The sequence below is a fragment of the Pseudomonas morbosilactucae genome, from assembly GCF_023241715.1.
GTDB classification, from domain to species: Bacteria; Pseudomonadota; Gammaproteobacteria; order Pseudomonadales; family Pseudomonadaceae; genus Aquipseudomonas; species Aquipseudomonas morbosilactucae.
This window is the reverse complement of sequence record NZ_JALQCW010000083.1, coordinates 1-26063: the sequence shown is the minus strand read 5'-3', so window position 1 is coordinate 26063 and position 26063 is coordinate 1. Positions and strand designations below refer to the sequence as shown.

Below are 26063 nucleotides of genomic sequence, written 5' to 3'. Positions count from 1 at the left end.
TTGCCTTGCCTTGCCTTGCCTGATCTTAGCTCGGCGAGCTTTCGTACAAACCCTGGGACTGCTCGCTCTGTGGCGTGACTCGCAACACCTCCTCCAGGGTGGTCAGGCCGGCAGCGATCTTCTGCGCACCGGATAGACGCAAGCTGCGCATGCCGTCCCTGGACGCCTGGCGGCGCAAGGCCGACAGGTCCGTGTCGCGGCTGACCAGGGCCTTGAGGCGGTCGCTGATCGGCATGATCTCGTAGACCCCGGCCCGCCCGTGGTAACCGGTCTCTCGGCACTCTGCGCAGCCGACGGCGCGGCAGGCATGCTCGGGCAGGGGCAACTGCCAAGGATGGATCAGGGCCTGCCAGTCAGTGGCATCGAGGTCCAGGGGCGCCTTGCAGTGCGGGCACAGGGTGCGCAGCAGGCGCTGGGCCATGACGCCCAGCAGGGTGGCCTTGATCAGGTACGGCGCGATGCCCAGTTCCAGCAGGCGGCTGATGGCGCCTGGGGCGTCGTTGGTGTGCAGGGTCGAGAGCACTAGGTGCCCGGTGAGGGCAGCCTGGATGGCCATCTCGGCGGTTTCCAGGTCGCGGATCTCGCCGATCATCAAGATGTCCGGGTCCTGGCGCATCAAGGCGCGCACGCCGCTGGCGAAGCTCAGGTCGATGTTGTGCTGGACCTGCATCTGGTTGAACGCCGGCTCGACCATCTCGATCGGGTCTTCGATGGTGCACAGGTTGACTTGGGGCGTCGCCAGCGTCTTCAGGGTGGTGTAAAGGGTGCTGGTCTTGCCCGAGCCGGTGGGCCCGGTGACTAAGACAATGCCATTGGCCTGACGAGTCATGTGCAGCCAGCGCTGCCGGTCTTCGGCCGAGAAACCCAGTTGCTCGAAGTCCTTGAGCAGCACCTGTGGATCGAAGATGCGCATCACCAGTTTTTCGCCGAAGGCCGTGGGCAGGGTCGACAGCCGCAGTTCCACAGCGCTGCCCTGGGCTGTCTGGGTCTTGATCCGGCCGTCCTGGGGTTTGCGTTTTTCTGCGACGTTCATTCGGCCCAGGCTTTTCAGGCGGCTGACCATGGCGATGGTCACCTGGGGCGGGAATTGATAGACGTTGTGCAGCACGCCGTCGATGCGAAAACGCAGGGTGCCGTGTTCCCGTCGAGGCTCAAGGTGGATATCGCTGGCCCGCTGTTGAAAGGCGTACTGGAACAGCCAGTCCACGATATTGACGATGTGCGCGTCATCGGCGTCGGCCGCCTGGTCCCGGTGGCCGAGGTTGAGCAACTGTTCGACGTTGCCCGGAGAAGGGCCGTGCTGTTCGCTGTTGGCGCTGCTGACCGATTTGGCCAGGCGATAGAACTCCAGAGTGAAGCGACGGATGTCGGCCGGGTTGGCCACCACCCGCCGGATCGGTCGCTTGAGTACATGGGCCAGGTCGGCTTCCCAGCGGTGGATATAGGGTTGGGCACTGGCCACAGTCACCGCCTGGCTGTCGACGGCGACCGCCAGGATGGCGTGGCGCTGGGCGAAGGCGCAGGACATCAGCGGGGTGATGCGGGCAACGTTGATCTGCAATGGATCGATGCGCAGATAGGGCTGCCCGGCCTGGCCGGCCAGCCACAGGGTCAGGCTTTCCAGGTCCAGGCGTTGGCCCGGCCGGCCGAGATCATCCAGTTGCTGGCCGGCGAGAAATTCCAGGGGGTGCTGTGTACCCGGGTTGGCGCCGGGCCGGGCTGCGAGGGTGCGTTCGGCACAATCCGGGCTGATGCGTTCTTGGGCGACCAGTTCCCGCAGCAGATCGTCGAGATCCAGCCAGCGGTCTTGAGCGACACGGGTGACGGACATGGGGCCTTCCTTGGACCTTGGGCAATGGTTGTGACCAAGGGTAGTGCGCGGCGCCCCGAGAGCGGCCCATCAAGGGTTGCAAGACGTTGCCCCGGGGCCCCTCAGCCGGCGGCTTGCAAGCGGGAAGTCTCGGCTGGCTGCAGTTCTACCGAGCACACGCTGATCAGGTTACGAAGTTTTTCGCCGATCACTTGGGCTCGGTGCCAGCTCAGCCCATCCAGTGCCAGGTCCATGCACAGCAGCCCGTCCCGTTGTTGCACCTGAAGCTGCTGTGGCACCAGGCCCTGCAAGGCGAACGGGTTGAGCACCCGGCATAGGACGTCGGCGTCGGCTTCGGCGATCACCTGGTAATGCACGGCGCAATGGGTATTGCCGGCGTTCCAGACGTCGGCGCGGCTCGGTTCGGTGGGAACGGCTTCGAGAGGGGGCATGGTGTTCTCCAAATCAGTGGAGAAATCTTTACATGGGGTGGTGGGTATTTCTTATCTAATATGGTCGTTATTGGCGAATCAATGAATGGATTGATTCGTAATCTGGATTTATAGGGGTTTATTTATGCAAAGCGAGTTGGACGCTTATGACCGGCGCATTCTGGCCTTGCTGCAAGAGGACGCCTCGCTGTCCAGTGCGCAGATTGCCGAACAGGTCGGCTTGTCCCAATCCCCGTGCTGGCGCCGGATCCAGCGCATGAAGGAGGAGGGGGTGATTCGCGGCCAGGTGACCTTGCTCGACCGCAAGAAGATCGGCCTCAACACGCAGATTTTTGCCGAGGTCAAACTCAACGCCCATGGGCGCTCCAACTTCACAGAGTTCACCGAGGCGATTCGCGGTTTTCCCGAGGTGCTGGAGTGTTATGTGCTGATGGGAGCGGTGGATTTTCTGTTGCGCATCGTCACGGCGGATATCGAGGCGTATGAACGCTTCTTCTTCGAGAAGTTATCGATGGTGCCGGGGATTCAGGAGGTGAACTCGATCGTCGCTTTGTCGGAGATCAAGTCGACCACCAGCTTGCCAGTATTGCGCTGAAACGGCTGGTGGGACTTTCGGCGACGCACCGGCTCCTGGAGGAGCCGGCGATTTACCTGAGGGGTCAGAAGCGCAGGAGGGTTTTCCAGGCGCGGTTCTGGAACACGGTGATTGCCTGTTGCTTGCGGGCGTCCAGGGCTTCGTCGCTGATGGGCTCGTTGGCCAATTGCGCCAACTTGTTCAACTCGCCGTAGAGACGGTCCAGCTCCGGGATTTCCAGCACGTTGCGCGCATGGTGCATCCAGGCCTGGATGCGTTCGATGCGCGGCAACTGCTCGGCCAGGTCTTCCGGTTGCTGCTGGTAACGCGGCAATTGCAGGGCCACGGCTTCTTCGGCCAGCAGGCGCGGTAGCCAGTTGCCCAGTTGCGCGGCGCCCTGGCGATTGCCCCGGGTGTTACGGTCGGCTGCCCAGGTGCGGGCCAGCAACCAGCGCGAGGTGTTCAGGGAGAACAGGCCCCAGCGCACGTCTTCCAGTTCTTCGATGAACTGCTCCGGTGCGGCTTTACGGACGTCTTCGTCTTCCAGGCCAGCCTGGACCAGTGGACGCCAGTCTTCCAGCAGCCCATCCAGGGAGGCGCGCAGTTCGGCCGTGGCCTGGCGCGGTGCGGCCTGACCGAGGCTGCTGACCAGGGCGCGCAGTTCGGCGAGGTTGTCGACCCAGTCCTGCAGCAGGCGCCAGTGGCCGTTGAAGCGATACTGCTCGGCCAGTCGTTGGCTGCTGCCCAGCAAGTGCCAGGTCAGGGCCGCGAAGGCGTCGTCCAGGGGCATTTCTGCGGTCAACTCCGGCGCCGGCAGGCTCAGGGAGTAGCTGTTGGCGTCGAACAGGCGATAGCCGCGCTCGGCCTTGCTGATGTCGCAAGGCATCAGCGCCAGGGTCGCGGCCAGTTCGGCGGCCAGTTCCAGCAGGGCAGCGGGTTCGCCTTCCCGCAGTTCCAGTTCCAGCTCGCAGATTTCTTCCTTCTGCTTGCCGGCGACCACATGGCCCAAGTCCAGGGCCGCTTCGATCACCACCTTGGCCTTGCCGCGACCCCAGGCAATTTCCGCACGCTCGCGGACGAAATCGGTGGTGAAGATCGGCTTCAGGGTCTTTTTGTCCAGCTCGGCCAGTTCGTCTGGCCAGCATTCGCCGTCGAGTTTTTTTACGTCGAGCTTGGCTTTGGCCAGGTGCCAGTCGTACTCGTTGCGTTCCGACAGGCCGGCGACGCTTTGGCCGCGGGTCTTGAGGGTCTGGATCACTTCTTCACCGTCGCGGCGCAGGCGCAGGGCAACCTTGGCCCGGGCCAGGTCGCGCTCGGGGGTGTCGAAGTATTGGTTCATCAATTCACGGCGTTCCCAGCCACTTTTGTTGCGTTTTTTCAGCAGCGGGTGCTCGCGCAGGGCGGCGAGGGTTTCGCGGCTGACGCGGAGTTTGATTTCGGTTTCTTTCTGCATGGCCGGAAAATCCAGGATCGGGAGCGCAGCCGGGGGAAGGTGTGGCTGCCAAGGCCGTGCAGTGTACAGGACTCGCTGCCTGGAGGTGCCGCGACGGTTTATTCCGCTGACAAGATGGCTCTATGATGGGCCTCATCTTGGCTCTCGGGAGACAGCGCACATGCCATTGCCGTCCATGAAAGATCAGTTCGCCGCGCTGATCGCCGCGCCGTCGGTCAGCTGTACCCAACCTGCACTGGATCAATCCAACCGGGCGGTTATCGATCTGTTGGCCAGTTGGCTGGGCGACCTGGGTTTTGCCTGCGATATCCAGCAGGTCAGCCCCGGCAAGTTCAACCTGTTGGCCAGTTTTGGCAGCGGCCCTGGTGGCCTGGTATTGGCTGGCCACAGTGACACGGTGCCCTTCGATGGCGCCCTGTGGCAGACCGACCCGCTGAAGCTCACCGAAGTCGATGGCCGCTGGGTCGGGCTCGGCAGTTGCGACATGAAGGGGTTTTTCGCCCTGGTCATCGAAGCCGTGCAGCCATTGTTGGATCAACCCTTCAAGCAGCCGCTGCTGATCCTCGCCACGTGCGATGAAGAAAGCTCCATGGCTGGCGCCCGCGCCCTGGCCGAGGCGGGGCGACCCCTGGGGCGTGCGGCGGTGATTGGCGAGCCCACGGGCCTCAAGCCGATCCGCTTGCACAAGGGGGTGATGATGGAGCGCATCGACATCCTCGGGCGCAGCGGCCATTCCTCGGACCCGAGCCTCGGCCACAGCGCCCTGGAGGCCATGCACGACGCCATGGGCGAGCTGCGTGGCCTGCGCCTGGCCTGGCAACGCGAGTTTCGTAACCCGCAATTCAGTGTGCCCCAGCCGACCCTGAACTTTGGCTGCATCCATGGTGGCGACAACCCCAACCGCATCTGCGGCCAGTGCTCCCTGGAGTTCGACCTGCGTCCCCTGCCAGGCATGGACCCACAGGCCCTGCGCGAGGCCATTCGGCAGAAGCTGAATCCGATCGCCGAGCGCCATCAGGTGAAAATCGACTACGCGCCGTTGTTCCCGGAGGTGCCGCCCTTTGAGCAGGCAGAGGATGCGGAATTGGTCCGGGTGGCCGAAAGACTCACCGGCCATCGTGCCGAAGCAGTGGCGTTCGGCACCGAAGCGCCTTATCTTCAGCGCCTTGGTTGCGAGACCCTGGTGCTCGGCCCTGGCGATATCGCTTGTGCCCACCAACCCGGGGAATACCTCGAAATGTCACGCTTGCAGCCTACCGTGCATCTACTACGTGAACTGATCGAACATTATTGCCTGACCCCGGCCCAGCCTCGGTAAATCCCGGTTGCCCAGGTCCGTATCTATGAGGAGAGCGAGCGTGTCGCCAAGCCTGTTCCGACGATAACCATCAGCCCGATGTGCGTTTTCCGTTTCGTCCTTTCTATAGGCTGCTTTTTATTTACAGGCTCAGGTTCATGCCCGACTACGTTAATTGGCTTCGCCACGCTTCCCCGTACATCAATGCCCACCGTGATTGCACCTTCGTCGTGATGCTGCCCGGCGACGGTGTCGAGCACCCGAATTTCGGCAATATCGTTCACGACTTGGTGCTGTTGCACAGCCTGGGCGTGCGCCTGGTGCTGGTGCACGGTTCACGGCCACAGATCGAAACCCGCTTGGCGGCCCGCGGCCTGACCCCCCATTACCACCACGGGATGCGCATCACCGATGCGGCGACCCTGGAATGCGTCATCGACGCCGTGGGCCAGTTGCGCATCGCCATCGAGGCGCGATTGTCCATGGACATGGCGTCTTCTCCGATGCAGGGCTCGCGCCTGCGGGTGGCCGGCGGCAACCTGGTGACCGCTCGTCCGATCGGTGTACTGGAAGGCGTCGACTATCACCACACCGGCGAAGTACGGCGCGTCGACCGCAAAGGCATCAATCGCCTGCTGGATGAGCGTTCCATCGTCCTGCTTTCGCCCCTGGGCTATTCCCCCACCGGGGAAATTTTCAACCTGGCCTGTGAAGATGTGGCCACCCGCGCCGCCATCGACCTTGGGGCTGACAAGCTGCTGCTGTTCGGCGCCGACATGGGCCTGATCGATGAAAACGGCAAGCTGGTGCGTGAGTTGCGCCCGCAACAGGTGCCTGCGCATTTGCAGCGCCTGGGCGCCAACTATCAGGCCGAGTTGCTGGACGCCGCCGCCGAGGCTTGCCGGGGCGGTGTGGGGCGCAGCCACATTGTCAGTTACGCCGAAGACGGTGCCTTGCTCACCGAACTGTTCACCCGTGACGGTGGCGGCACGCTGGTGGCCCAGGAACAGTTCGAACTGGTCCGCGAGGCAGCCATTGAAGACGTGGGCGGTTTGTTGGATTTGATCAGCCCGCTGGAAGAGCAGGGGATTCTGGTGCGGCGCTCCCGAGAGGTGCTGGAGCGGGAGATCGAGCAGTTCAGCGTGGTTGAGCGTGAAGGCATGATCATCGCCTGCGCGGCGCTCTATCAAATTGCCGAGTCCGACGCCGGGGAACTGGCGTGCCTGGCGGTGAACCCGGAGTATCGTCATGGCGGTCGGGGTGACGAACTGTTGGAAAGGATCGAAACCCGGGCTCGTGCCCAGGGCCTGAAAACCCTGTTCGTACTCACCACGCGGACTGCCCACTGGTTCCGCGAACGTGGGTTTGTACCGAGTAGCGTCGAGCGCCTGCCCTCGGCGCGAGCGTCGCTGTACAACTACCAGCGCAACTCGAAGATCTTCGAAAAGACCCTCTGAAGGTAGCCCCCTGTCGGCCTCGAGCCGCGGCGTTCGAGGCCTTGATGGCGGCTAGGCGGTGGTTGTTGCAGATGTCAGAAATAAGTCTGATCGATACAAAAACTGTAACAAATTGACGCGACCATAGGCGTTTCGCCATGATTGCGCCGATTTTGCCGGTGATACCGGTTCATTTGGCTGTGTCATCGCCGGAAAAATCTTAGCTGTACCAGGGAATATCCTTCAGGAATGGGCTTGAGCGTCGGTGAGTGCACCTGCCGGCGAGGCGTTACGTTGAGAAGCCATATTCCTGAATGGTATGAAAAAGAATGAAATAATTCTTTTTGGGTTTATGGAAAGTTCATTACCCTGCAGGGACCAAAGCACAGCGATTAGACCTTGGTCTTAGACACAGGTAGTTACGATTGACTTGTCAGTCACTGTCTGGCGCTAATCGCGCATCTGTGGATCCGGGCATTCGACCCAGGACCAAAGAACCACAAGAATTAGAAACGAGGAGCGAAACATGAATAAGTCCACCTTGGCCCTGGCTGTGGCCGTAGGGGTTTTGGCGCAACAAGCAGGCGCCGCCGGTTTTATCGAAGACAGCAAGGCTACCTTGGGTCTGCGTAACTTCTACATCAATACGGATAACCGTGACCACGCAGCTTCTACTGCCGCGAATGTTCAGAGCAAAAACGAAGAGTGGGGCCAAGGCTTCCAGCTTAACTTCACCTCCGGTTACACCCAAGGCACCGTAGGCTTTGGTGTTGATGCTATTGGTTTGTTGGGCATCAAACTCGACTCTGGCGGCGGCACCAACGGTGCAACAGCAGCCTCTTACGGCGGTACTGTTTTCCCAAGCAAGTCCAACGGCGAAGCAGTTGATAACTTCTCCAGCCTGGGCCTGACTGCCAAAGCCAAGGTTTCCCAGACCGAACTGAAATTGGGCACCTTGCAGCCAAAACTGCCGGTTATCGTGACCAACGATGGTCGTCTGTTGCCGCAGACCTTCCAGGGTGGCCAGATCACCTCCAACGACATCAAAGACCTGACTCTGGTTGGTGGTCAGATCGAGCACGCCAAAGGTCGTAACTCCAGCAACAACGAAGAGTTGTCGATTGCGGGTGCGAATACTCGTGGCACCACTTTCCGCGACAGCAACAAGTTCTACTATGCTGGTGGTGACTACAAACTCACTAAAGATCTGACTGCCCAGTACTACTACGGCAACCTGGAAGACTTTTATAAGCAGCACTTCCTCGGCCTGACCCATAACTGGTCGATCGGCCCGGGTGTATTGAAGTCCGACCTGCGCTACTTCAACAGCTCCGACGACGGTGCTAACGGTCATGATTCGACTTACTTCAGCTCGGGCAACTACGACGGTGTGCGTTCCGGTCGCGGCAAAGTCGATAACAACCTGTACAGCGGCCTATTCCTGTACTCGGTGGCTGGTCATACCTTCGGTGGCGGTTACCAAGTCAGCAACGGCAGTAGCGATTTCCCGTTCCTCAACCAAGGTGACGGTGCTTCGGCTTACCTGACCACGGATATGCAGATTGCCAAGTTCAACCGCGCTGGCGAGCGCACCTGGCAAGCGCGTTATGCGTACGACTTCGCCAAGCTTGGAGCACCTGGCCTGACCGCTGGTGTGATCTATCTGCGTGGAGACAATATCGATACTGTTAACGGCACTGGTGGTGTTGCTGGTTCCGGCCGCTCCGAATGGGAACGCGACCTGACCGTTGCTTACGTGATCCCTGAAGGCCCGCTGAAGAACCTGGGCCTGACCTGGAAAAACGCCATGTGGCGCAACGATGTTCCGAGTGCACGTGATCAGGACGAAAACCGTCTGATCGTCAGCTACTCGATCCCGTTGTTGTAATACCGCAAAAAACTGGCCCGGCGCAATGCCGGGCCAGTGTTGCTTCCAGTCAGGCCCACCCCCGTGAGCCCTCCTGAATCCCCTCTTTTACAGCGACTCAAGGCCTTCTCGAACCTTGTTGAGAATGGTGGTCTTCGCGTGCGCGTGAGTCCAATGAAGAGATTTTTAATATTCCTTTTTGATCTGAATAAATCGATATTTATTCTTTTTAAATAAGCTCCAGTGCAGGCAGAGTAGCTCTATCACGCACTCACAGGAGCAGCACCATGAGCCTCAGACTGGGCGACATCGCCCCCGACTTCGAACAGGATTCCAGTGCCGGCAAGATTCGTTTCCACGAGTGGCTGGGCGATAGCTGGGGCGTGCTGTTCTCTCATCCGGCGGACTTCACCCCGGTGTGCACCACGGAGCTGGGCTTCACCGCCAAGCTCAAGGATGAATTCGCCCAGCGCGGGGTCAAGGCCATCGCCCTGTCGGTGGACCCAGTGGACTCGCACCACAAGTGGATCGAAGACATCAACGAGACCCAGAACACCCTGGTCAATTTCCCGATCCTGGCCGATGCCGACCGCAAGGTTTCGGACCTCTACGACCTGATCCACCCCAACGCCAATGACACCCTGACCGTACGTTCGTTGTTCGTCATCGACCCGAACAAGACGGTGCGCCTGACCATCACCTACCCGGCCAGCACCGGGCGCAATTTCCACGAAATCCTGCGGGTGATCGACTCCCTGCAACTCACCGACAACTACAAGGTGGCCACCCCGGCCAACTGGCAGGACGGTGATGAAGTGGTGATCGTGCCGTCCCTCAAGGACGAAGAGGAAATCAAGAAACGCTTCCCCAAAGGTTATCGCGCAGTGAAGCCCTACCTGCGATTGACCCCGCAGCCCAACCGCTAATCCACCTTTATCCGGGCGCCGGCTTGCCGGCGATCAGGCCGCGGCTACCCGACGCCGCGTGCCAGGTTTTTCAGATCCACAAAGCAGGGGTTTCAGGCCGTTTTGACGGCCTATTTTTTTGTCTGGAGAAAAAGCCCTTACATATTCACTTATGGAATAAACAAATGAATAAATAAGATTTATGGATATATAAATAGGCTGTTAATGTCTGCTCAACCCAGCGAGATCGCAAACCGCGAATCGCCATTGATCGCTCAAGGAAACCTGCATGTTGGTCGTCTCACTCGGTGGCAGTCCAAGCCAGCGTTCCCGCTCCGGGGTGCTACTGGATCACGCCAAGCGCTTGTTGCAGGAACAGGGTGTGGAAGTGGTCAGCTATCAGGTACGGGACTTCCCGGCCGAAGATTTGCTGCACGCTCGCTTCGACAGCCCCAAGGTGCTTGACCTGTTGCAGCAGATTGACCAGGCCGACGGCCTGCTGATTGCCACGCCGGTGTACAAGGCTTCGTTTTCCGGCGCGCTGAAGACCCTGCTGGACCTGCTGCCCGAGCGCGCCCTGAGCCACAAGGTGGTACTGCCCATGGCTACAGGCGGCAGCATTGCCCACATGCTGGCCGTGGATTACGCCTTGAAGCCGGTGCTCTCGGCGCTCAAGGCCCAGGAGATGCTGCACGGTATCTTTGCCGAGGACAGCCAGATCGCGTACGGCGAGGGCAGTGTCCAGGCGCAGTTGGCGCCGGCTTTGGAACAGCGTCTGAAAGAGGCCCTGGAACAGTTCCACAGCGCCTTGGCCCGCCGGCCAAAGCCGCTGGATCCCAATGCATTGAATGAACGTTTGTTGAGTGCTCGCTGGAGCATTTAAGCCTCACCGCTGAACCCATGATGAATCAGTAGTACTCACCTTACTCAGCCGCCAACGGCCAAGCAGGTGCAGCCTAAACCCAACAGCAAATAAGGAGAGCGCCATGCGCCCTGTGATTTTGCGTCGCGGTCTGGTCGCTCTGTTTGCTGCGGCTGTGTCCTTCGGCGCCATTGTTCAAGCTCAAGCCGCCGAGACCTTGCGGATCGGTTATCAGAAGTACGGCACCCTGGTGCTGCTCAAGGCCAAGGGCTCCTTGGAGAAGCGCCTGGCCGCGCAGGACGTGAAGGTGCAATGGACAGAGTTCCCGGGTGGCCCACAGTTGCTCGAAGGCCTTAACGTGGGCTCCATCGACTTCGGCGTCACTGGCGAAACCCCGCCGGTCTTTGCCCAGGCCGCTGGCGCGGACCTGCTGTACGTGGCCTATGAGCCGCCAGCCCCTACCAGCGAAGCGATCCTGGTGCCCAAGGATTCACCGATCAAGTCGGTGCAGGATTTGAAGGGCAAGAAAGTCGTTCTCAATAAAGGCTCCAACGTTCACTACCTGCTGGTGCGCGCTCTGGAAGACGCTGGCCTCAAGTACAGCGATATCCAGACCGTGTTCCTGCCGCCGGCCGATGCCCGCGCCGCGTTCGAGCGTGGCAGCGTCGATGCCTGGGTGATCTGGGACCCGTACCAGGCTGCTGCCGAGCAACAGCTGCAAGCCCGCACCTTGCGTGATGGCAGCGGCATCGTCGACAACCATCAGTTCTACCTGGCGACCAAGCCGTACGCCGAACAACACCCCGAGGTGATCAAGGCGCTGGTGGAAGAGGTGCGTGCCGTGGGCGAGTGGTCCAAGGCCAACCCGCAAGAGGTGACCAACCAAGTGGCGCCGCTGCTCGGCTTGCCCGCCGACATCACCCTGACCTCGGTGAAACGCCAGGGTTACGGCGCACTGTTCCTGACCCCGGAAGTGGTCGCGGCCCAGCAGAAAATCGCCGACAGCTTCTATCAACTCAAGCTGATTCCCAAACCCTTGAGCATCAAGGACGTGATCTGGACACCGCCAGCCGCCGTAGCCAAAGCGCCGTAATTCGAACCCCTTAGGAGACAACTCCATGAGCCTTAACATTTTCTGGTTCCTGCCTACCCACGGCGACGGCCATTACCTTGGCACCGCCGAAGGCGCTCGCGCCGTCGATCATGCGTACTTGCAGCAGATCGCCCAAGCGGCCGATCGCCTGGGTTTTGGCGGCGTGCTGATCCCCACCGGGCGCTCCTGCGAGGACTCCTGGCTGGTGGCCGCGTCGCTGATTCCGGTGACCCAGCGTTTGAAGTTTCTGGTTGCCTTGCGCCCCGGGATCATTTCCCCGACGGTGGCTGCGCGCCAGGCGGCGACCTTGGATCGTCTGTCCGGCGGTCGTGCGCTGTTCAACCTGGTGACCGGTGGCGATCCGGATGAATTGGCCGGCGATGGGTTGTTTCTCAGCCACGAAGAGCGCTATCAGGCCTCGGTGGAATTCACCCGCATCTGGCGTCGGGTGCTGGAAGGCGAAACCGTCGATTACGACGGCCAGCACATCAGCGTGAAGGGCGCCAAGCTGCTCTATCCGCCGATCCAGCAACCGCGTCCGCCGCTGTACTTCGGCGGCTCCTCGGAAGCTGCCCAGGACCTGGCCGCCGAGCAGGTGGAGATGGTGTTGACTTGGGGCGAGCCACCGGCTGCCGTGGCGGAGAAGATCCAGCAGGTTCGGGAAAAAGCCGCCAAGCTCGGGCGCACCGTGCGCTTCGGCATTCGCCTGCACGTGATCGTGCGGGAAACCAACGCCGAAGCCTGGCAGGCCGCAGAGCGCCTGATCTCCCATGTGGACGACGAGACCATTGCCCGGGCCCAGGCGTCCCTGGCGCGTTTCGACTCCGTGGGCCAGCAACGCATGGCCGCGTTGCACGGTGGTAACCGCGACAAGCTGGAAGTCAGCCCCAACCTGTGGGCCGGCGTCGGCCTGGTGCGGGGCGGTGCCGGTACGGCGCTGGTGGGCGATGGGCCGACCGTGGCCGCGCGCATGCAGGAGTACGCGGACCTGGGCATCGACACCTTTATCTTTTCCGGTTATCCCCACTTGGAAGAATCCTATCGCGTGGCCGAGCTGTTGTTCCCGCACCTGGATATCGAACGTCCCGAGCTGCCTAAAGGCGCCGGTTATGTCAGCCCGTTCGGTGAAATGGTCGCCAACGACATCATCCCCAAAGCTGCGTCCCAGAGCTGAGGCGTGGCCATGAACAGACAAAACATTCTCCATCGCCTGGCACCCTGGGCCCTGCCCGTGCTGTTGCTGGCGGTCTGGCAACTGTCGGTCTCGGCCGGCTGGTTGTCGACACGTATCCTGCCGGCCCCCAGTGCGGTGATCGAAGCCGGCGTGAGTCTGGTGCGCAGTGGCGAAATCTGGACTCACCTGGCCATCAGCGGCTGGCGTGCAGCTGTCGGCTTCGTCATCGGCGGCGGCATCGGCCTGGCCCTGGGCTTTATCACCGGCCTGTCGAAGTGGGGCGAACGCCTGCTGGACAGCTCGGTGCAGATGATCCGTAACGTGCCGCACCTGGCGCTGATTCCCCTGGTGATCCTGTGGTTCGGCATCGATGAGTCGGCGAAGATTTTCCTGGTGGCCCTCGGCACCCTGTTCCCGATCTACCTCAACACCTATCACGGCATTCGCAATGTCGACCCGGCGCTGGTGGAGATGGCGCGCAGCTACGGCCTGTCCGGGTTCGGCCTGTTCCGCCAAGTGATTTTGCCGGGGGCGCTGCCCTCGATCCTGGTGGGCGTGCGTTTTGCCCTGGGCTTTATGTGGCTGACCTTGATCGTGGCGGAAACCATCTCGGCCAGCTCCGGCATCGGCTACCTGGCGATGAACGCCCGGGAATTCCTGCAGACCGACGTGGTGGTGCTGGCCATTGTGATGTACGCCATCCTCGGCAAGCTGGCCGACCTGGCTGCTCGCGGCCTGGAGCGTGTGTGGTTGCGCTGGCATCCGGCCTATCAAGTGAATAAAGGAGGTGTGGCATGACGGCTCAACAACCTCCACGCCTGCTGCGGGGCATTCCCCTGGCGGTGCGCAAGTTGCGCAAGGCCTTTGGTGCCCGGGAGGTGCTCAAGGAGATCGACCTGCACATTCCGGCGGGCCAGTTCGTGGCCGTCGTGGGCCGCAGCGGTTGCGGTAAAAGTACCTTGCTGCGCCTGCTGGCCGGCCTCGACAAAGCCAGCGGCGGTGAGCTGTTGGCGGGTTCCGCGCCGCTCGCCGAAGCCATTGAAGACACGCGGTTGATGTTTCAGGAAGCGCGTCTGCTGCCGTGGAAAAAGATCATCGATAACGTCGGCCTGGGTCTTAAGGGCGACTGGCGTCCCAAGGCGCTGGAGGCTCTGGAGGCGGTGGGCCTGGCCGAGCGCGCCAATGAGTGGCCGGCGGCCTTGTCCGGTGGGCAGAAGCAGCGTGTGGCCCTGGCCCGCGCCTTGATCCACCAGCCGCGCCTGTTGCTGCTCGATGAGCCTTTGGGCGCGCTGGATGCCCTGACGCGTATCGAGATGCAGCAACTGATCGAGAACCTTTGGCAGAAGCACGGCTTCACCGTGTTGCTGGTGACCCACGACGTCAGCGAGGCCGTGGCCATTGCCGACCGGGTGATCCTGATTGAAGACGGCGAAATCGGCCTCGACCTGCATGTCGACCTGCCGCGTCCACGAGCCCGTGGTTCCCATCGCCTGGCGGCGCTGGAAGCCGAAGTCCTCAACCGTGTGTTGTCGTTGCCCGGCACACCGCCGGAACCCGAACCTGTTTCACCGCTGCCTACGCAATTGCGATGGGCGCAATAAAAGCAGCGGCAAGCTTTTAGCTTCAAGCGGTAAGGGAAAGCAGAGCGCTTTGACTTGCAGCCAGTCGCTAACAACTTGCAGCTATTTCGACCCCAGGAGAAATCGTATGACCATTAAAGCCATCAACGTTCGCAACCAGTTCAAAGGCACCATCAAGGAAATCGTCGAAGGCGACGTACTGTCGGAAATCGACGTGCAGACCGCGTCCGGCATCGTCACTTCCGTGATCACCACCCGTTCGGTCAAAGAGCTGGAACTGGTGATCGGCAGCGAAGTGATTGCCTTCGTGAAATCCACCGAGGTGTCGATCGCCAAACTGTGATCGCCAGTCCCTTGGGCGTTGGTTGATCGCTCACGCGCGTTGCGTGGGAGCGATCACATCGCCGACAAGCCTGCTCTGCAAGGGGCGGGTTAGCGTTTGGGCAGGTACGTGGGCAAGTAGAGCCCCACATACGCATCGAATACCCGCATCCCTTCCTCGGCCATGCGCGGGGTGATCTGCCCATGCTGATGCACCGAGCGTGCATACACGCGGTCGCTCAGCTCCAGGGCCAGGGCGAACACGTCCACGTCGCTGGGTAAGGTCGGCACCTCGAAGTGACGGTTGAACACCTCCAGCATCAAATCCCCCAATTCCAGATCATGCTGGCGGTCCGCCTGGGTGACTTCGGTCAGTCCGTGCTGGGCGAGGATCAACTGGCGCGCGGCGGCATCGTTGCTGTAGATGGTGAGCATGCGTTGTTCGACCACGTAGGACAGGTCGCGCCAGTGCTTGAGTGAATCGTGGTCGATGGGTGCCTGGATGGCGGCCCGGAAGGCCGCGTGGACATCAGCGGTCAAGGCTTCCAGCAGTGCCGGTACGCTGGCGAAGAAGTGATACACCGACGACGGCGGAATCTGCGCCCGTTCGGCCACGCTGTAGATCGACAAACTGGCCACGCCTTCGGCAGCCAGCAAGGTGCGGGCGGCGTCGAGGATCGCGTCGATCCGGGCCTGGCTGCGGGCGCGGGGTTTGCGAGGGGCGGCGGGGCGGGTTGTCATGGAAGTCTCCTACAAGGCAGCGGGCATTGTATGAGCAGGAAGGTGTGTTGTCTGCCAAACCGCTATCGCCCAGGCCGGCTCCTGCATTGAACACGCGTCAACCTGTAGGAGCTGGCTTGCCAGCGATCCGCCGCAGGCGGCCATAAAAAAAACGCCGCAGGCTGGGGAGCCTGCGGCGTTTTTTTTTGCACTGGCCGCTTACACGGTGTGCAGGTACCAGTTGTATTCGAGGTCGGAGATGGAGTGTTCGAACTCCTCCAGCTCGCTCTCTTTACAGGCCACGAAGATATCGATGTATTTCGGATCGATGTACTTGGCCATGACTTCACTGTCGTCGAGCTCGCGCAAGGCATCGCGCAAGTTGTTCGGCAGGCTTTGCTCGTTCTGCTCGTAGGAGTTGCCTTCCACCGGTGCGCCAGGCTCGATCTTGTTGGTCAGGCCGTGGTGCACGCCTGCCAGGACCGAAGCCATCAGCAGGTAAGGGTTGGCGTCGGCACCCGCCACGCGGTGTTCGATACGCACGGAGTCGGCCGTGCCGGTCGGCACACGGATCGCCACAGTGCGGTTGTCCAGGCCCCAGCACGGCGAGTTCGGCACGTAGAACTGTGCGCCGAAACGGCGGTAGGAGTTGACGTTCGGGCAGAGGAAAGCCATCTGCGCCGGTAGGGTCTCGAGCACACCGCCGATCGCGTGACGCAGTGCGGCGTTCTGCTCGGGATCCTCGCTGGCAAAGATGTTCTTGCCGTCTTTATCCAGGATCGAAATGTGTACGTGCAGACCGTTGCCCGCCTGGCCCGGGTAAGGCTTGGCCATGAAGGTGGTGTCCATTTCATGGTCGTAGGCGATGTTCTTGATCAGGCGCTTGAGCAGTACCGCGTAATCGCAGGCCTTGATCGGGTCGGCGACGTGGTGCAGGTTGACTTCGAACTGCGCCGGGGCACTTTCCTTGACGATGGCGTCGGCAGGGATGCCTTGTTCTTTGGCACCTTCCAGAATGTCCTGGAGGCAGTCGACGTATTCGTCGAGGTCGTCGATCAGGTAGACCTGTGTCGAGTGCGGACGCTTGCCGGAAATGGGCGAGCGGGGCGGCTGTGGACGGCCGTTCACGTTCTCCTGGTCGATCAGGTAGAACTCCAGTTCGAACGCAGCGCAGATGGTCAGGCCCATCTCGTCGAACTTGGTCACCACCTGGCGCAGGACTTCACGCGGGTCGGCGAAGAAGGGGTCGCCTTCGAGTTCGTGCATGGTCATTAACAGTTGCGCGGTCGGGCGCTTCTGCCAGGGTTCATTGCACAGGGTGTCGGGAATGGGATAACAGATTCGGTCAGCATCACCGATGTCCAGGCCCAGGCCGGTGCTTTCCACCGTAGAGCCGTTGATATCCAGAGCAAATAGAGAGGCCGGCAGGTTGATGCCTTTCTCGTAAACCTTGTGGAGACTGGTGCGTTCAATGCGCTTGCCGCGCACCACACCATTCATATCCGCAATCAGAAGGTCAACGTAGAGAACCTCAGGATGTTCCTTAAGGAACGCGTTCGCTTCGTTAAGCTGAACGGCACGCGGGGGTACCGACATGATGCAACACCTTTGTTGTTAAAAATATCAATCATTGATCTTTTCTGGTTTCAGTCAACCCGAACGGCATGCCGAAGTCAAGCAAGGCCTTTTTTGCCCTAATAAAGCGCTTAGGGGGCTCTTTTGGGGCAAAACAGGGCATATTTTTGTCTTCGAACTCCTCGGGCACCGCAGGCTTGAGCGGGGCGTGTTGTATTTTTTACGGGGGTGTTGTGTAAAAAAATGAACAAGGCTAAGCTCGATTCAAACCCATAACACCAATAATACCGGGGTGTTTCATGTATCGCCTGCCGTTAATCGGCGTCACCGCCTGCTCCAGGCAGATCGGTCTGCATGCTTATCACATCAGTGGCGACCCGTACGTCCATGCCGTGGCAGTCCCTGCCAAGGGCATGCCAGTCATTCTGCCTTCTCCTGCAGATGATCTGGAACCGTCCGATATTCTGGACGGTTTGGGCAGCACCCTCTTTACCCGTGACCTCTCCAATATAGAACCCCAACCCTGCCCAGTGCCCGTCGCTGCGTCGAATTCTGCCCATGATTCTGCACGAGATATTCGCCCAGCGCCGTCGATTGGCAGCGTCGTAGTGGCCACCATGACGCTGCCGGGCAGCGGCCGTTGCGCCGAGGGAGGCAAGGCTTTTGCTTTTAGAGGTGCAACGGCGCCCTGAATGGCAGGTAAGCTCCAACCCTCACCTGCGGGCTGTCTTCCAGGCCTGTGGTGAGGCCTGCCGCAAGCAGGCACAACAGCGCGGCGCCAATGCGTCAAACAACGCCTGACTTATAAAGAGTCAGGCAACTCAGCCTAGAGGCATTTATGAGTAACAACCTCGACCAGCTCACCGATTGGTTGAAAGACCACAAGATCACAGAAGTCGAATGCATGATCGGCGACCTCACCGGGATCACCCGGGGCAAGATTTCGCCGACCAACAAGTTCATCGCCGAAAAAGGCATGCGCCTGCCCGAGAGCGTGCTGCTGCAGACCGTGACCGGCGACTATGTCGAAGACGACATCTATTACGAACTGCTGGACCCGGCCGACATCGACATGATCTGTCGCCCGGACCAGAACGCCGTGTTCCTCGTGCCTTGGGCCATCGAACCCACCGCCCAGGTGATCCACGACACCTACGACAAGCAAGGCAACCCTATCGAGCTGTCGCCGCGCAACGTGCTGAAGAAGGTCCTCAAACTCTATGCCGACCACGGCTGGCAGCCCATCGTGGCGCCGGAGATGGAGTTCTACCTGACCAAGCGCAGCGACGACCCGGACTACCCGCTGCAACCGCCGGTGGGCCGCTCCGGCCGCCCGGAAACCGGTCGCCAATCCTTCTCCATTGAAGCCGCCAACGAATTCGACCCCTTGTTCGAAGACGTCTACGACTGGTGCGAGCTGCAGGAGCTGGACCTCGATACCCTGATCCACGAAGACGGTACGGCGCAGATGGAGATCAACTTCCGTCACGGCGACGCCCTGTCCCTGGCCGACCAGATCCTGGTGTTCAAGCGCACCATGCGCGAGGCGGCGCTCAAGCACGACGTGGCAGCGACCTTCATGGCCAAGCCGATGACCGGCGAGCCCGGCAGCGCCATGCACCTGCACCAGAGCATCATCGATATCCAGACCGGCAAGAACGTCTTCTCCAATGAAGACGGTTCCATGAGCCAGCTGTTCCTCAACCACATCGGCGGCCTGCAGAAGTTCATCCCCGAGCTGTTGCCGCTGTTCGCGCCCAACGTCAACTCGTTCCGCCGCTTCCTGCCCGATACCTCGGCGCCGGTGAACGTGGAGTGGGGCGAAGAGAACCGTACCGTGGGCCTGCGGGTGCCGGACGCCGGGCCACAGAACCGTCGGGTGGAAAACCGCCTGCCGGGCGCCGACGCCAACCCGTACCTGGCCATTGCCGCCAGCCTGCTGTGTGGCTACATCGGCATGGTCGAAGGCCATAACCCCAGTGCCCCCGTGGTCGGCCGTGGTTACGAGCGTCGCAACCTGCGCCTGCCGTTGACCATTGAAGATGCCCTGGAACGCATGGAAAACAGCAAGACCATTGAGAAGTACCTGGGCCAGAAGTTCATCACCGGCTACGTCGCGGTCAAGCGGGCCGAGCATGAAAACTTCAAGCGCGTGATCAGCTCGTGGGAGCGGGAATTCCTGCTCTTCGCCGTCTGATGCGCCGGGCGCCGCGGCCACAGGCGGCGCCCTTCACCGATAGTTAGGAGAATTGGCATGACCAGCAACAACCCGCAAACCCGCGAATGGCAAGCCCTGAGCAACGATCACCACCTGGCGCCTTTCAGCGACTTCAAGCAGCTCAAAGAGAAAGGCCCACGGATCATCACCAATGCCCAGGGCGTGTACCTTTGGGACAGCGAAGGCAACAAGATTCTCGATGGCATGGCCGGTCTGTGGTGCGTGGCCATCGGTTATGGCCGCGACGAGCTGGCCGATGCCGCCAGCAAGCAGATGCGCGAGTTGCCTTACTACAACCTGTTCTTCCAGACCGCGCACCCGCCGGTCCTGGAGTTGGCCAAGGCCATTGCCGATATCGCTCCGGCCGGTATGAACCATGTGTTCTTCACCGGTTCCGGCTCTGAAGGCAACGACACCATGCTGCGTATGGTCCGCCACTACTGGGCGATCAAGGGCCAGCCGAACAAGAAGACCATCATCAGCCGGGTCAACGGCTACCACGGTTCCACCGTGGCCGGTGCCAGCCTGGGCGGCATGACCTACATGCACGAGCAGGGCGATTTGCCGATTCCCGGCATCGTGCACATTCCCCAGCCTTACTGGTTCGCTGAAGGCGGCGACATGAGCCCTGAAGAGTTCGGGATCTGGGCGGCCAACCAGCTGGAAGAGAAGATTCTCGAGGTCGGCGTGGACAGCGTCGGTGCCTTTATTGCCGAGCCGATCCAGGGCGCGGGCGGTGTGATCGTGCCGCCGGACAGCTACTGGCCGCGCATCAAGGAGATTCTCGCCAAGTACGACATCCTGTTTGTCGCTGACGAGGTGATCTGCGGCTTCGGTCGCACCGGCCAGTGGTTTGGCAGCGACTTCTACGACCTCAAGCCGGACATGATGACCATCGCCAAGGGCCTGACCTCGGGCTACATCCCCATGGGCGGCCTGATCGTGCGCGATGAAGTGGTGGCGGTGCTCAATGAAGGCGGCGATTTCAACCACGGCTTCACCTATTCCGGGCACCCGGTGGCGGCAGCCGTGGCCCTGGAAAACATCCGCATCATGCGCGAAGAAAAAATTATCGAGCGCGTCCATGCTGAAACGGCACCCTATTTGCAAAAGCGTCTACGGGAACTGAACGATCACCCGCTGGTGGGTGAAGTTCGCGGCGTAGGGCTGTTGGGGGCCATCGAACTGGTCCAGGACAAAGCTACCCGTGCGCGGTATGTCGGCAAAGGCGTTGGCATGATCTGCCGGCAATTCTGCTTCGACAACGGCCTGATCATGCGCGCTGTGGGCGACACCATGATCATTGCCCCGCCACTGGTGATCAGTCCGGCCGAGATCGACGAGTTGGTGAGCAAGGCGCGCAAGTGCCTGGACCTGACCTTGAGTGCCTTGCAGGGCTAAGTGCTAGGCTCAGTGCGAAGTGCCTCCCGGTACTTCGCGCTGAGTGGATATAAAGGGTGGTGCTTTCCTTGAAAGCCGACCTTGGATCTTGCCAGACTACCCGCCGTTTCAGTGGCCCGGACATGGGCTGTTGAACGAGTGGTTGAGAAGAATAATTGGAGCATTACCCATGAAGGCATTAGGTATGAAGATAGCTGGCAAGACCCTCCTCGCCATGTCCCTGATGGGCGTGATGGCGGCGGCCGCCCAGGCGGACGACAAAGTGCTGCATGTTTACAACTGGTCCGATTACATCGCCCCGGACACCATCAAGAAGTTTGAGGCCGAGTCGGGTATCAAAGTCGTGTACGACGTCTTCGACAGCAACGAAACCCTGGAAGCCAAGTTGCTGGCCGGCAAGTCCGGTTATGACGTGGTGGTACCGTCCAACAACTTCCTGGCCAAGCAGATCAAGGCCGGCGTGTACCAGGAACTGGACAAGTCCAAGTTGCCGAACTGGAAGAACCTCAACGAATCGCTGCTCAAGGCGGTATCGGTGAGCGACCCGGGCAACAAGCACGCCTTCCCGTACATGTGGGGTTCGATCGGCATCGGTTTCAACGCCGAGAAGGTCAAGGCCGCCCTGGGTGCCGATGCGCCGACCAACTCCTGGGACTTGCTGTTCAAGCCTGAGAACGCCGCCAAGCTGAAGTCTTGCGGGGTCAGCTTCCTCGACTCGCCAACCGAGATGATTCCGGTGGCACTGCACTACCTGGGTTACCCAACCGACAGCCAGGACAAGAAACAACTGGCTGAAGCAGAAGCCCTGTTCCTGAAGATTCGTCCTTCGATCGGTTACTTCCACTCTTCCAAGTACATCTCTGACCTGGCCAACGGCAACATCTGCGTCGCTGTCGGTTACTCGGGTGACATCTACCAAGCCAAGGCGCGCGCCGCTGAAGCCGGTGACAAGGTGAAAGTCAGCTACAACATTCCTAAAGAAGGGGCGGGCAGCTTCTACGACATGGTCGCCATCCCTAAGGATGCGGAAAACGTCGAGGGTGCCTACAAGTTCATGACCTTCCTGCAGAAGCCGGAAATCATGGCTGAAATCACCAACGCCGTGCGCTTCCCGAACGGCAACGCCGCGGCCACTGCCCTGGTTGATAAAGACATCACCGCCGACCCAGGCATCTACCCACCTGCCGACGTGCAGGCCAAGCTGTACGCGATTGCCGATTTGCCGGCAGCCACTCAGCGGATCCTGACCCGCAGCTGGACCAAGATCAAATCCGGTAAATAAGCCGATTTGTTGCACTGCCTGTTGTCATCCTTTGTCGGAGGATGGCAACAGGAAACAATTAAATGACAGAAAGTTTTGCTGGAATGGTTTATCGAGGGTAAGTTGCGCGCCGGTTTTGTTGCTGGGCAGCTACGGGCTGTCATGTAACGCGGGGCAACTTGGGCCCAACTATTTAAGAGGACCTTCACTTGCCTATTTCTTTGTTTCGCAAAGCCATGCTGGTTGGTGCTGGCCTGACGTTGGCCGTCAGTGCACAGGCAGCGCCCACCGTGCATATTTATAACTGGTCCGATTACATCGGTCAGAACACCCTGGCGGACTTTGAAAAAGCCTCTGGCATCAAACCCGTCTATGACGTGTTCGACTCCAACGAAACCCTGGAAGGCAAGTTGCTGGCCGGGCATACCGGCTACGACGTGGTCGTGCCGTCCAACCACTTCCTGGGCAAGCAGATCAAGGCCGGGGCTTTCCAGAAGCTCGACAAGTCGCAGTTGAGCAACTTGTCGAACCTGGACCCGGTGTTGCTCAAGCGCCTGGAAAAGAACGACCCGGGTAACCAGTACGCGGTCCCTTATCTGTGGGGCACCAACGGCATCGGTTACAACGTCGAGAAAGTCAAAGCCGCATTGGGCGTCGACAAAATCGATTCCTGGGCAGTGCTGTTCGAGCCGGAGAACATCAAGAAGCTCTCCAGCTGTGGCGTCGCGTTCCTCGACTCGGCGGACGAGATGCTCCCGGCGATGCTGAACTACATGGGCCTGTCGCCCAATAGCCAGAACCCCGAGGACTACAAGAAAGCCGAAGCCAAGTTGCTGGCGATCCGGCCGTATGTCACCTACTTCAACTCCTCCAAGTACATCTCCGATCTGGCCAATGGCGAGATCTGTGTGGCCGCCGGTTTCTCCGGTGACGTGTTCCAGGCCAAGGCGCGTGCCGCCGAGGCGGGCAAGGGTATCGACATCGCCTACGTGATTCCCAAGGAAGGCGGCAACCTCTGGTTCGACATGCTGGCCATTCCCCGGGATGCCGGCAACGTCAAGGAAGCCCATGCCTTTATCAACTACCTGCTCAAGCCTGACGTGATTGCCCAGGTCAGTGACGCGGTCGGTTATGCCAACCCCAATCCAAAGGCGGGTGAGCTGATGGATCAGGCGTGCGCACCGACCCAGCGGTTTATCCACCGCAAGAGATTGTCGACAAGCTGTACGTCAACTCCGAGTTGCCGCCCAAGATTCAGCGACTCATGACCCGTAGCTGGACCAAGGTCAAGACGGGCAAATAGCTTTAACGGCTCAAACTATCCAAGGCTCGCCCGTTTCGGGCGGGCTGCAAATTCTGTTGGGAGTTTCGCAAATGGCAGTTGCCTCCGGCGCCTATAAGAAAGCCTCGAGGGCGACCAGACACCCAAGCAGGTGCTGGTCAAAATCGACCGGGTCACGAAGAAGTTCGACGAGACGGTGGCCGTGGACGATGTGTCCCTGGAAATCAAGAAAGGCGAAATCTTCGCCTTGCTCGGCGGTTCGGGTTCGGGCAAGTCCACCTTGCTGCGGATGCTGGCCGGTTTCGAACGGCCCACGGAGGGGCGGATTTTCCTCGATGGCGTAGACATCACTGACATGCCGCCCTACGAGCGGCCGATCAACATGATGTTCCAGTCCTACGCCCTGTTCCCGCACATGACCGTGGCGCAGAACATTGCCTTCGGCCTCAAGCAGGACAAGATCCCGGCGGCGGAAGTCGACGCCCGTGTCGCGGAGATGCTCAAGCTGGTGCAGATGAGCCAGTATGCCAAGCGCAAGCCGCACCAACTGTCCGGTGGCCAGCGTCAGCGCGTGGCCCTGGCCCGCTCCCTGGCCAAGCGCCCGAAACTGCTGTTGCTCGATGAACCCATGGGCGCCCTGGACAAGAAACTGCGCTCGCAGATGCAGCTGGAGTTGGTGGAGATCATTGAGCGCGTAGGCGTGACCTGCGTGATGGTGACCCACGACCAGGAAGAGGCCATGACCATGGCCGAACGCATCGCCATCATGCACCTGGGCTGGATCGCCCAGATCGGCAGCCCGATCGACATCTATGAAACCCCCACCAGCCGCCTGGTGTGCGAGTTCATCGGCAACGTCAACATCTTCGAAGGCGAAGTGGTGGACGACGCCGAGGGCCACGCGCTGATTACCTGCAAGGACCTGGACCGCAATATCTACGTGGGCCACGGCATCAGCACCTCGGTCCAGGACAAGTCGGTGACTTACGCGATTCGCCCGGAGAAGCTGCTGGTCACCGCCGAAATGCCCACCTGCGAGCACAACTGGTCCAGCGGCAAGGTGCATGACATCGCCTACCTGGGCGGCCACTCGGTGTTCTACGTCGAGCTGCCGAGCGGCAAGCTGGTGCAGTCCTTTGTGGCCAACGCCGAACGCCGTGGCGCGCGGCCGACCTGGGGTGACCAGGTCTACGTGTGGTGGGAAGACGACAGCGGCGTGGTACTACGCTCATGAACATGCGAAAGCTCAAGCGCCGCCTCAATCGAATAATTCCCGGTGGCCGCCAATTGGTCATCGGGGTTCCGTTCATCTGGCTGTTCCTGTTCTTCATGCTGCCGTTCTTCATCGTCTTGAAGATCAGCTTCGCCGAAGCAGACGTGGCCATCCCGCCGTACACCGAGATCTACAGCTACATCGACCAGAAGGTCCAGTTGCTGCTCAACCTCGGCAACTACTCGATGCTGGCCGGCGATGATCTGTACATCTCTGCTTACCTCGGCTCGTTGAAGATGGCGTTTTTCAGCACCATCCTCTGCCTGCTGATCGGCTATCCGATGGCCTATGCCATCGCCAGCGCCCGCAAAGAGCTGCAGACCGTGCTGGTGCTGCTGATCATGATGCCGACCTGGACCGCGATCCTGATCCGCGTCTATGCGTGGATGGGCATCCTCAGCAACAACGGCCTGCTCAACGGGTTCCTGATGTCCATGGGCCTGATCGACGAGCCGCTGCAGATCCTCAACACCAACCTGGCGGTGTACATCGGCGTGGTCTATTCCTACCTGCCGTTCATGATCCTGCCGCTTTACGCCAACCTGGTGAAACACGACACCAGCTTGCTGGAAGCCGCTTCGGACCTGGGTTCGAGCACCTTCAACAGCTTCTGGAAAATCACCGTGCCCTTGTCCAAGAACGGCATCATCGCTGGCTGCATGCTGGTGTTCATTCCGGTGGTCGGCGAGTTCGTGATTCCGGAACTGCTGGGTGGCCCGGAGACCCTGATGATCGGCAAGGTGCTGTGGCAAGAGTTCTTCAACAACCGTGACTGGCCGGTGGCGTCCGCCCTGGCGGTGGTGATGCTGGCGATCCTGATCGTGCCGATCATCCTGTTCAACCGCAGTCAGGCTAAAGAAATGGAGGGCAAGTAATGAAGCGCTTCAGTTTTTCCAGCCTGATGCTGGTGCTCGGCCTGTTGTTTATCTACCTGCCGATGCTGATCCTGGTGATCTACTCGTTCAACGCCTCCAAGCTGGTGACGGTGTGGGGCGGCTGGTCGTTCAAGTGGTACGTGGGCCTGCTGGATAACTCCCAGCTCATGGGCTCGGTGCTGCGCTCCCTGGAAATCGCCTGCTACACCGCAGTGGCGGCGGTGGCCCTGGGGACCCTGGCAGCCTTTGTGCTGACCCGGATCACCCACTTCAAGGGCCGCACCCTGTTCGGTGGCCTGGTCACTGCGCCGCTGGTGATGCCGGAAGTGATCACCGGCTTGTCGCTGTTGCTGCTGTTCGTGGCCATGGCGCAGATGATCGGCTGGCCCCAGGAGCGCGGCATCGTCACCATCTGGATCGCCCACACCACGTTCTGCGCTGCCTATGTGGCGGTGGTGGTGTCGGCCCGCCTGCGTGAATTGGACCTGTCCATCGAAGAGGCGGCCATGGACCTGGGGCGCGCCCGGTGGAAGGTGTTCTTCCTGATCACCATTCCGATGATCGCGCCATCCCTGGCAGCTGGCGGCATGATGTCCTTCGCCCTGTCCCTGGACGCCTGGTGTCGCCAGCTTTG

The 26063-nt window shown here is 60.6% G+C and carries 21 protein-coding genes and 3 pseudogenes; 19 read left to right on the top strand and 5 right to left on the bottom strand.

Features of this window, described 5'->3' with window-relative positions; genetic code table 11:
- Nucleotides 1-25: 25 nt before the first annotated feature.
- Nucleotides 26-1831: a type IV pilus assembly ATPase TfpB gene (tfpB, locus tag M1B34_RS27460; protein WP_268266757.1), complete on the bottom strand. Its 1806-nt coding sequence runs from the start codon at nt 1829-1831 to the stop codon at nt 26-28.
- 101 nt (nt 1832-1932) lie between these two features.
- The gene (locus M1B34_RS27455) at nt 1933-2262 is read right to left on the bottom strand and encodes a hypothetical protein (RefSeq protein ID WP_268266756.1); all 330 of its coding nucleotides are present in this window, start codon (nt 2260-2262) and stop codon (nt 1933-1935) included.
- A 124-nt stretch (nt 2263-2386) separates the two neighbouring features.
- Between M1B34_RS27455 and M1B34_RS27450 the strand changes: the two genes are divergently transcribed.
- Complete coding sequence (locus tag M1B34_RS27450; RefSeq protein ID WP_123327724.1) at nt 2387-2857, top strand: Lrp/AsnC family transcriptional regulator; 471 nt, start codon at nt 2387-2389, stop codon at nt 2855-2857.
- Between the two features lie 64 nt (nt 2858-2921).
- Here M1B34_RS27450 and M1B34_RS27445 read toward each other — a convergent pair whose 3' ends face one another.
- Nucleotides 2922-4289, bottom strand: coding sequence for a CYTH domain-containing protein (locus M1B34_RS27445; protein WP_268266755.1), 1368 nt, complete (start codon nt 4287-4289; stop codon nt 2922-2924).
- A gap of 160 nt (nt 4290-4449) precedes the next feature.
- Between M1B34_RS27445 and argE the strand changes: the two genes are divergently transcribed.
- The 10 genes from argE to M1B34_RS27395 all read left to right on the top strand — a co-directional run bounded on the left by argE (nt 4450) and on the right by M1B34_RS27395 (nt 14846).
- On the top strand, nt 4450-5607 hold the full coding sequence (gene argE, locus M1B34_RS27440) for an acetylornithine deacetylase (protein ID WP_268262687.1): 1158 nt from the start codon (nt 4450-4452) through the stop codon (nt 5605-5607).
- A 137-nt stretch (nt 5608-5744) separates the two neighbouring features.
- On the top strand, nt 5745-7043 hold the full coding sequence (argA, locus tag M1B34_RS27435; protein ID WP_123327721.1) for an amino-acid N-acetyltransferase: 1299 nt from the start codon (nt 5745-5747) through the stop codon (nt 7041-7043).
- Nucleotides 7044-7548: 505 nt separating this feature from the next.
- Nucleotides 7549-8910 (top strand): OprD family porin, encoded by a 1362-nt coding sequence (locus M1B34_RS27430; protein ID WP_268266754.1) that lies wholly within the window; start codon nt 7549-7551, stop codon nt 8908-8910.
- Between the two features lie 266 nt (nt 8911-9176).
- Nucleotides 9177-9815 carry a peroxiredoxin gene (locus tag M1B34_RS27425; protein ID WP_268266753.1) on the top strand — a complete coding sequence of 213 codons (639 nt, stop codon included), beginning with the start codon at nt 9177-9179 and terminating at the stop codon, nt 9813-9815.
- A 268-nt stretch (nt 9816-10083) separates the two neighbouring features.
- Nucleotides 10084-10677, top strand: a complete 594-nt coding sequence (gene ssuE / locus M1B34_RS27420) for an NADPH-dependent FMN reductase (RefSeq protein ID WP_123327718.1) — start codon at nt 10084-10086, stop codon at nt 10675-10677.
- Nucleotides 10678-10780: 103 nt separating this feature from the next.
- Complete coding sequence (locus M1B34_RS27415; RefSeq protein WP_123327717.1) at nt 10781-11749, top strand: sulfonate ABC transporter substrate-binding protein; 969 nt, start codon at nt 10781-10783, stop codon at nt 11747-11749.
- A gap of 25 nt (nt 11750-11774) precedes the next feature.
- Entirely contained in the window at nt 11775-12923 is a 1149-nt protein-coding gene (gene ssuD, locus M1B34_RS27410; RefSeq protein ID WP_123327716.1) for an FMNH2-dependent alkanesulfonate monooxygenase, read from the top strand.
- Between the two features lie 9 nt (nt 12924-12932).
- Complete coding sequence (gene ssuC / locus M1B34_RS27405) at nt 12933-13721, top strand: aliphatic sulfonate ABC transporter permease SsuC (protein ID WP_279653486.1); 789 nt, start codon at nt 12933-12935, stop codon at nt 13719-13721.
- The gene (ssuB, locus tag M1B34_RS27400) at nt 13718-14524 is read left to right on the top strand and encodes an aliphatic sulfonates ABC transporter ATP-binding protein (RefSeq protein WP_123327714.1); all 807 of its coding nucleotides are present in this window, start codon (nt 13718-13720) and stop codon (nt 14522-14524) included. Before ssuC ends, ssuB begins: the two co-directional genes overlap by 4 nt.
- Nucleotides 14525-14630: 106 nt before the next feature.
- Entirely contained in the window at nt 14631-14846 is a 216-nt protein-coding gene (locus M1B34_RS27395; RefSeq protein ID WP_003213899.1) for a TOBE domain-containing protein, read from the top strand.
- A gap of 89 nt (nt 14847-14935) precedes the next feature.
- On the opposite strand, the gene M1B34_RS27390 is transcribed toward M1B34_RS27395, so the two are convergent.
- Both M1B34_RS27390 and M1B34_RS27385 read right to left on the bottom strand, forming a co-directional pair.
- On the bottom strand, nt 14936-15565 hold the full coding sequence (locus tag M1B34_RS27390; RefSeq protein ID WP_268262689.1) for a TetR/AcrR family transcriptional regulator: 630 nt from the start codon (nt 15563-15565) through the stop codon (nt 14936-14938).
- A gap of 198 nt (nt 15566-15763) precedes the next feature.
- Nucleotides 15764-17140 (bottom strand): glutamine synthetase family protein, encoded by a 1377-nt coding sequence (locus M1B34_RS27385; protein ID WP_123327712.1) that lies wholly within the window; start codon nt 17138-17140, stop codon nt 15764-15766.
- Nucleotides 17141-17418: 278 nt separating this feature from the next.
- Between M1B34_RS27385 and M1B34_RS27380 the strand changes: the two are divergent.
- From M1B34_RS27380 to M1B34_RS27345, 8 genes and pseudogenes are all read left to right on the top strand, one after another.
- Nucleotides 17419-17920: pseudogene (locus M1B34_RS27380) on the top strand (gamma-glutamyl-gamma-aminobutyrate hydrolase family protein).
- Between the two features lie 37 nt (nt 17921-17957).
- Nucleotides 17958-19316 (top strand): glutamine synthetase family protein, encoded by a 1359-nt coding sequence (locus tag M1B34_RS27375; RefSeq protein WP_123327711.1) that lies wholly within the window; start codon nt 17958-17960, stop codon nt 19314-19316.
- 57 nt (nt 19317-19373) lie between these two features.
- Nucleotides 19374-20738 (top strand): aspartate aminotransferase family protein, encoded by a 1365-nt coding sequence (locus M1B34_RS27370; protein WP_268266751.1) that lies wholly within the window; start codon nt 19374-19376, stop codon nt 20736-20738.
- Nucleotides 20739-20922: 184 nt separating this feature from the next.
- On the top strand, nt 20923-22020 hold the full coding sequence (locus M1B34_RS27365) for a polyamine ABC transporter substrate-binding protein (RefSeq protein WP_123327709.1): 1098 nt from the start codon (nt 20923-20925) through the stop codon (nt 22018-22020).
- A 188-nt stretch (nt 22021-22208) separates the two neighbouring features.
- A pseudogene (locus tag M1B34_RS27360) lies at nt 22209-23302 on the top strand (polyamine ABC transporter substrate-binding protein).
- Between the two features lie 71 nt (nt 23303-23373).
- Nucleotides 23374-24515, top strand: a pseudogene (locus tag M1B34_RS27355) (ABC transporter ATP-binding protein).
- Nucleotides 24516-24550: 35 nt separating this feature from the next.
- Nucleotides 24551-25429, top strand: a complete 879-nt coding sequence (locus tag M1B34_RS27350; RefSeq protein WP_268262742.1) for an ABC transporter permease subunit — start codon at nt 24551-24553, stop codon at nt 25427-25429.
- Nucleotides 25429-26063 (top strand): ABC transporter permease subunit (locus M1B34_RS27345; protein WP_268266750.1); only part of this gene is annotated, 635 nt, incomplete at its 3' end. The genes M1B34_RS27350 and M1B34_RS27345, both read left to right, overlap by 1 nt.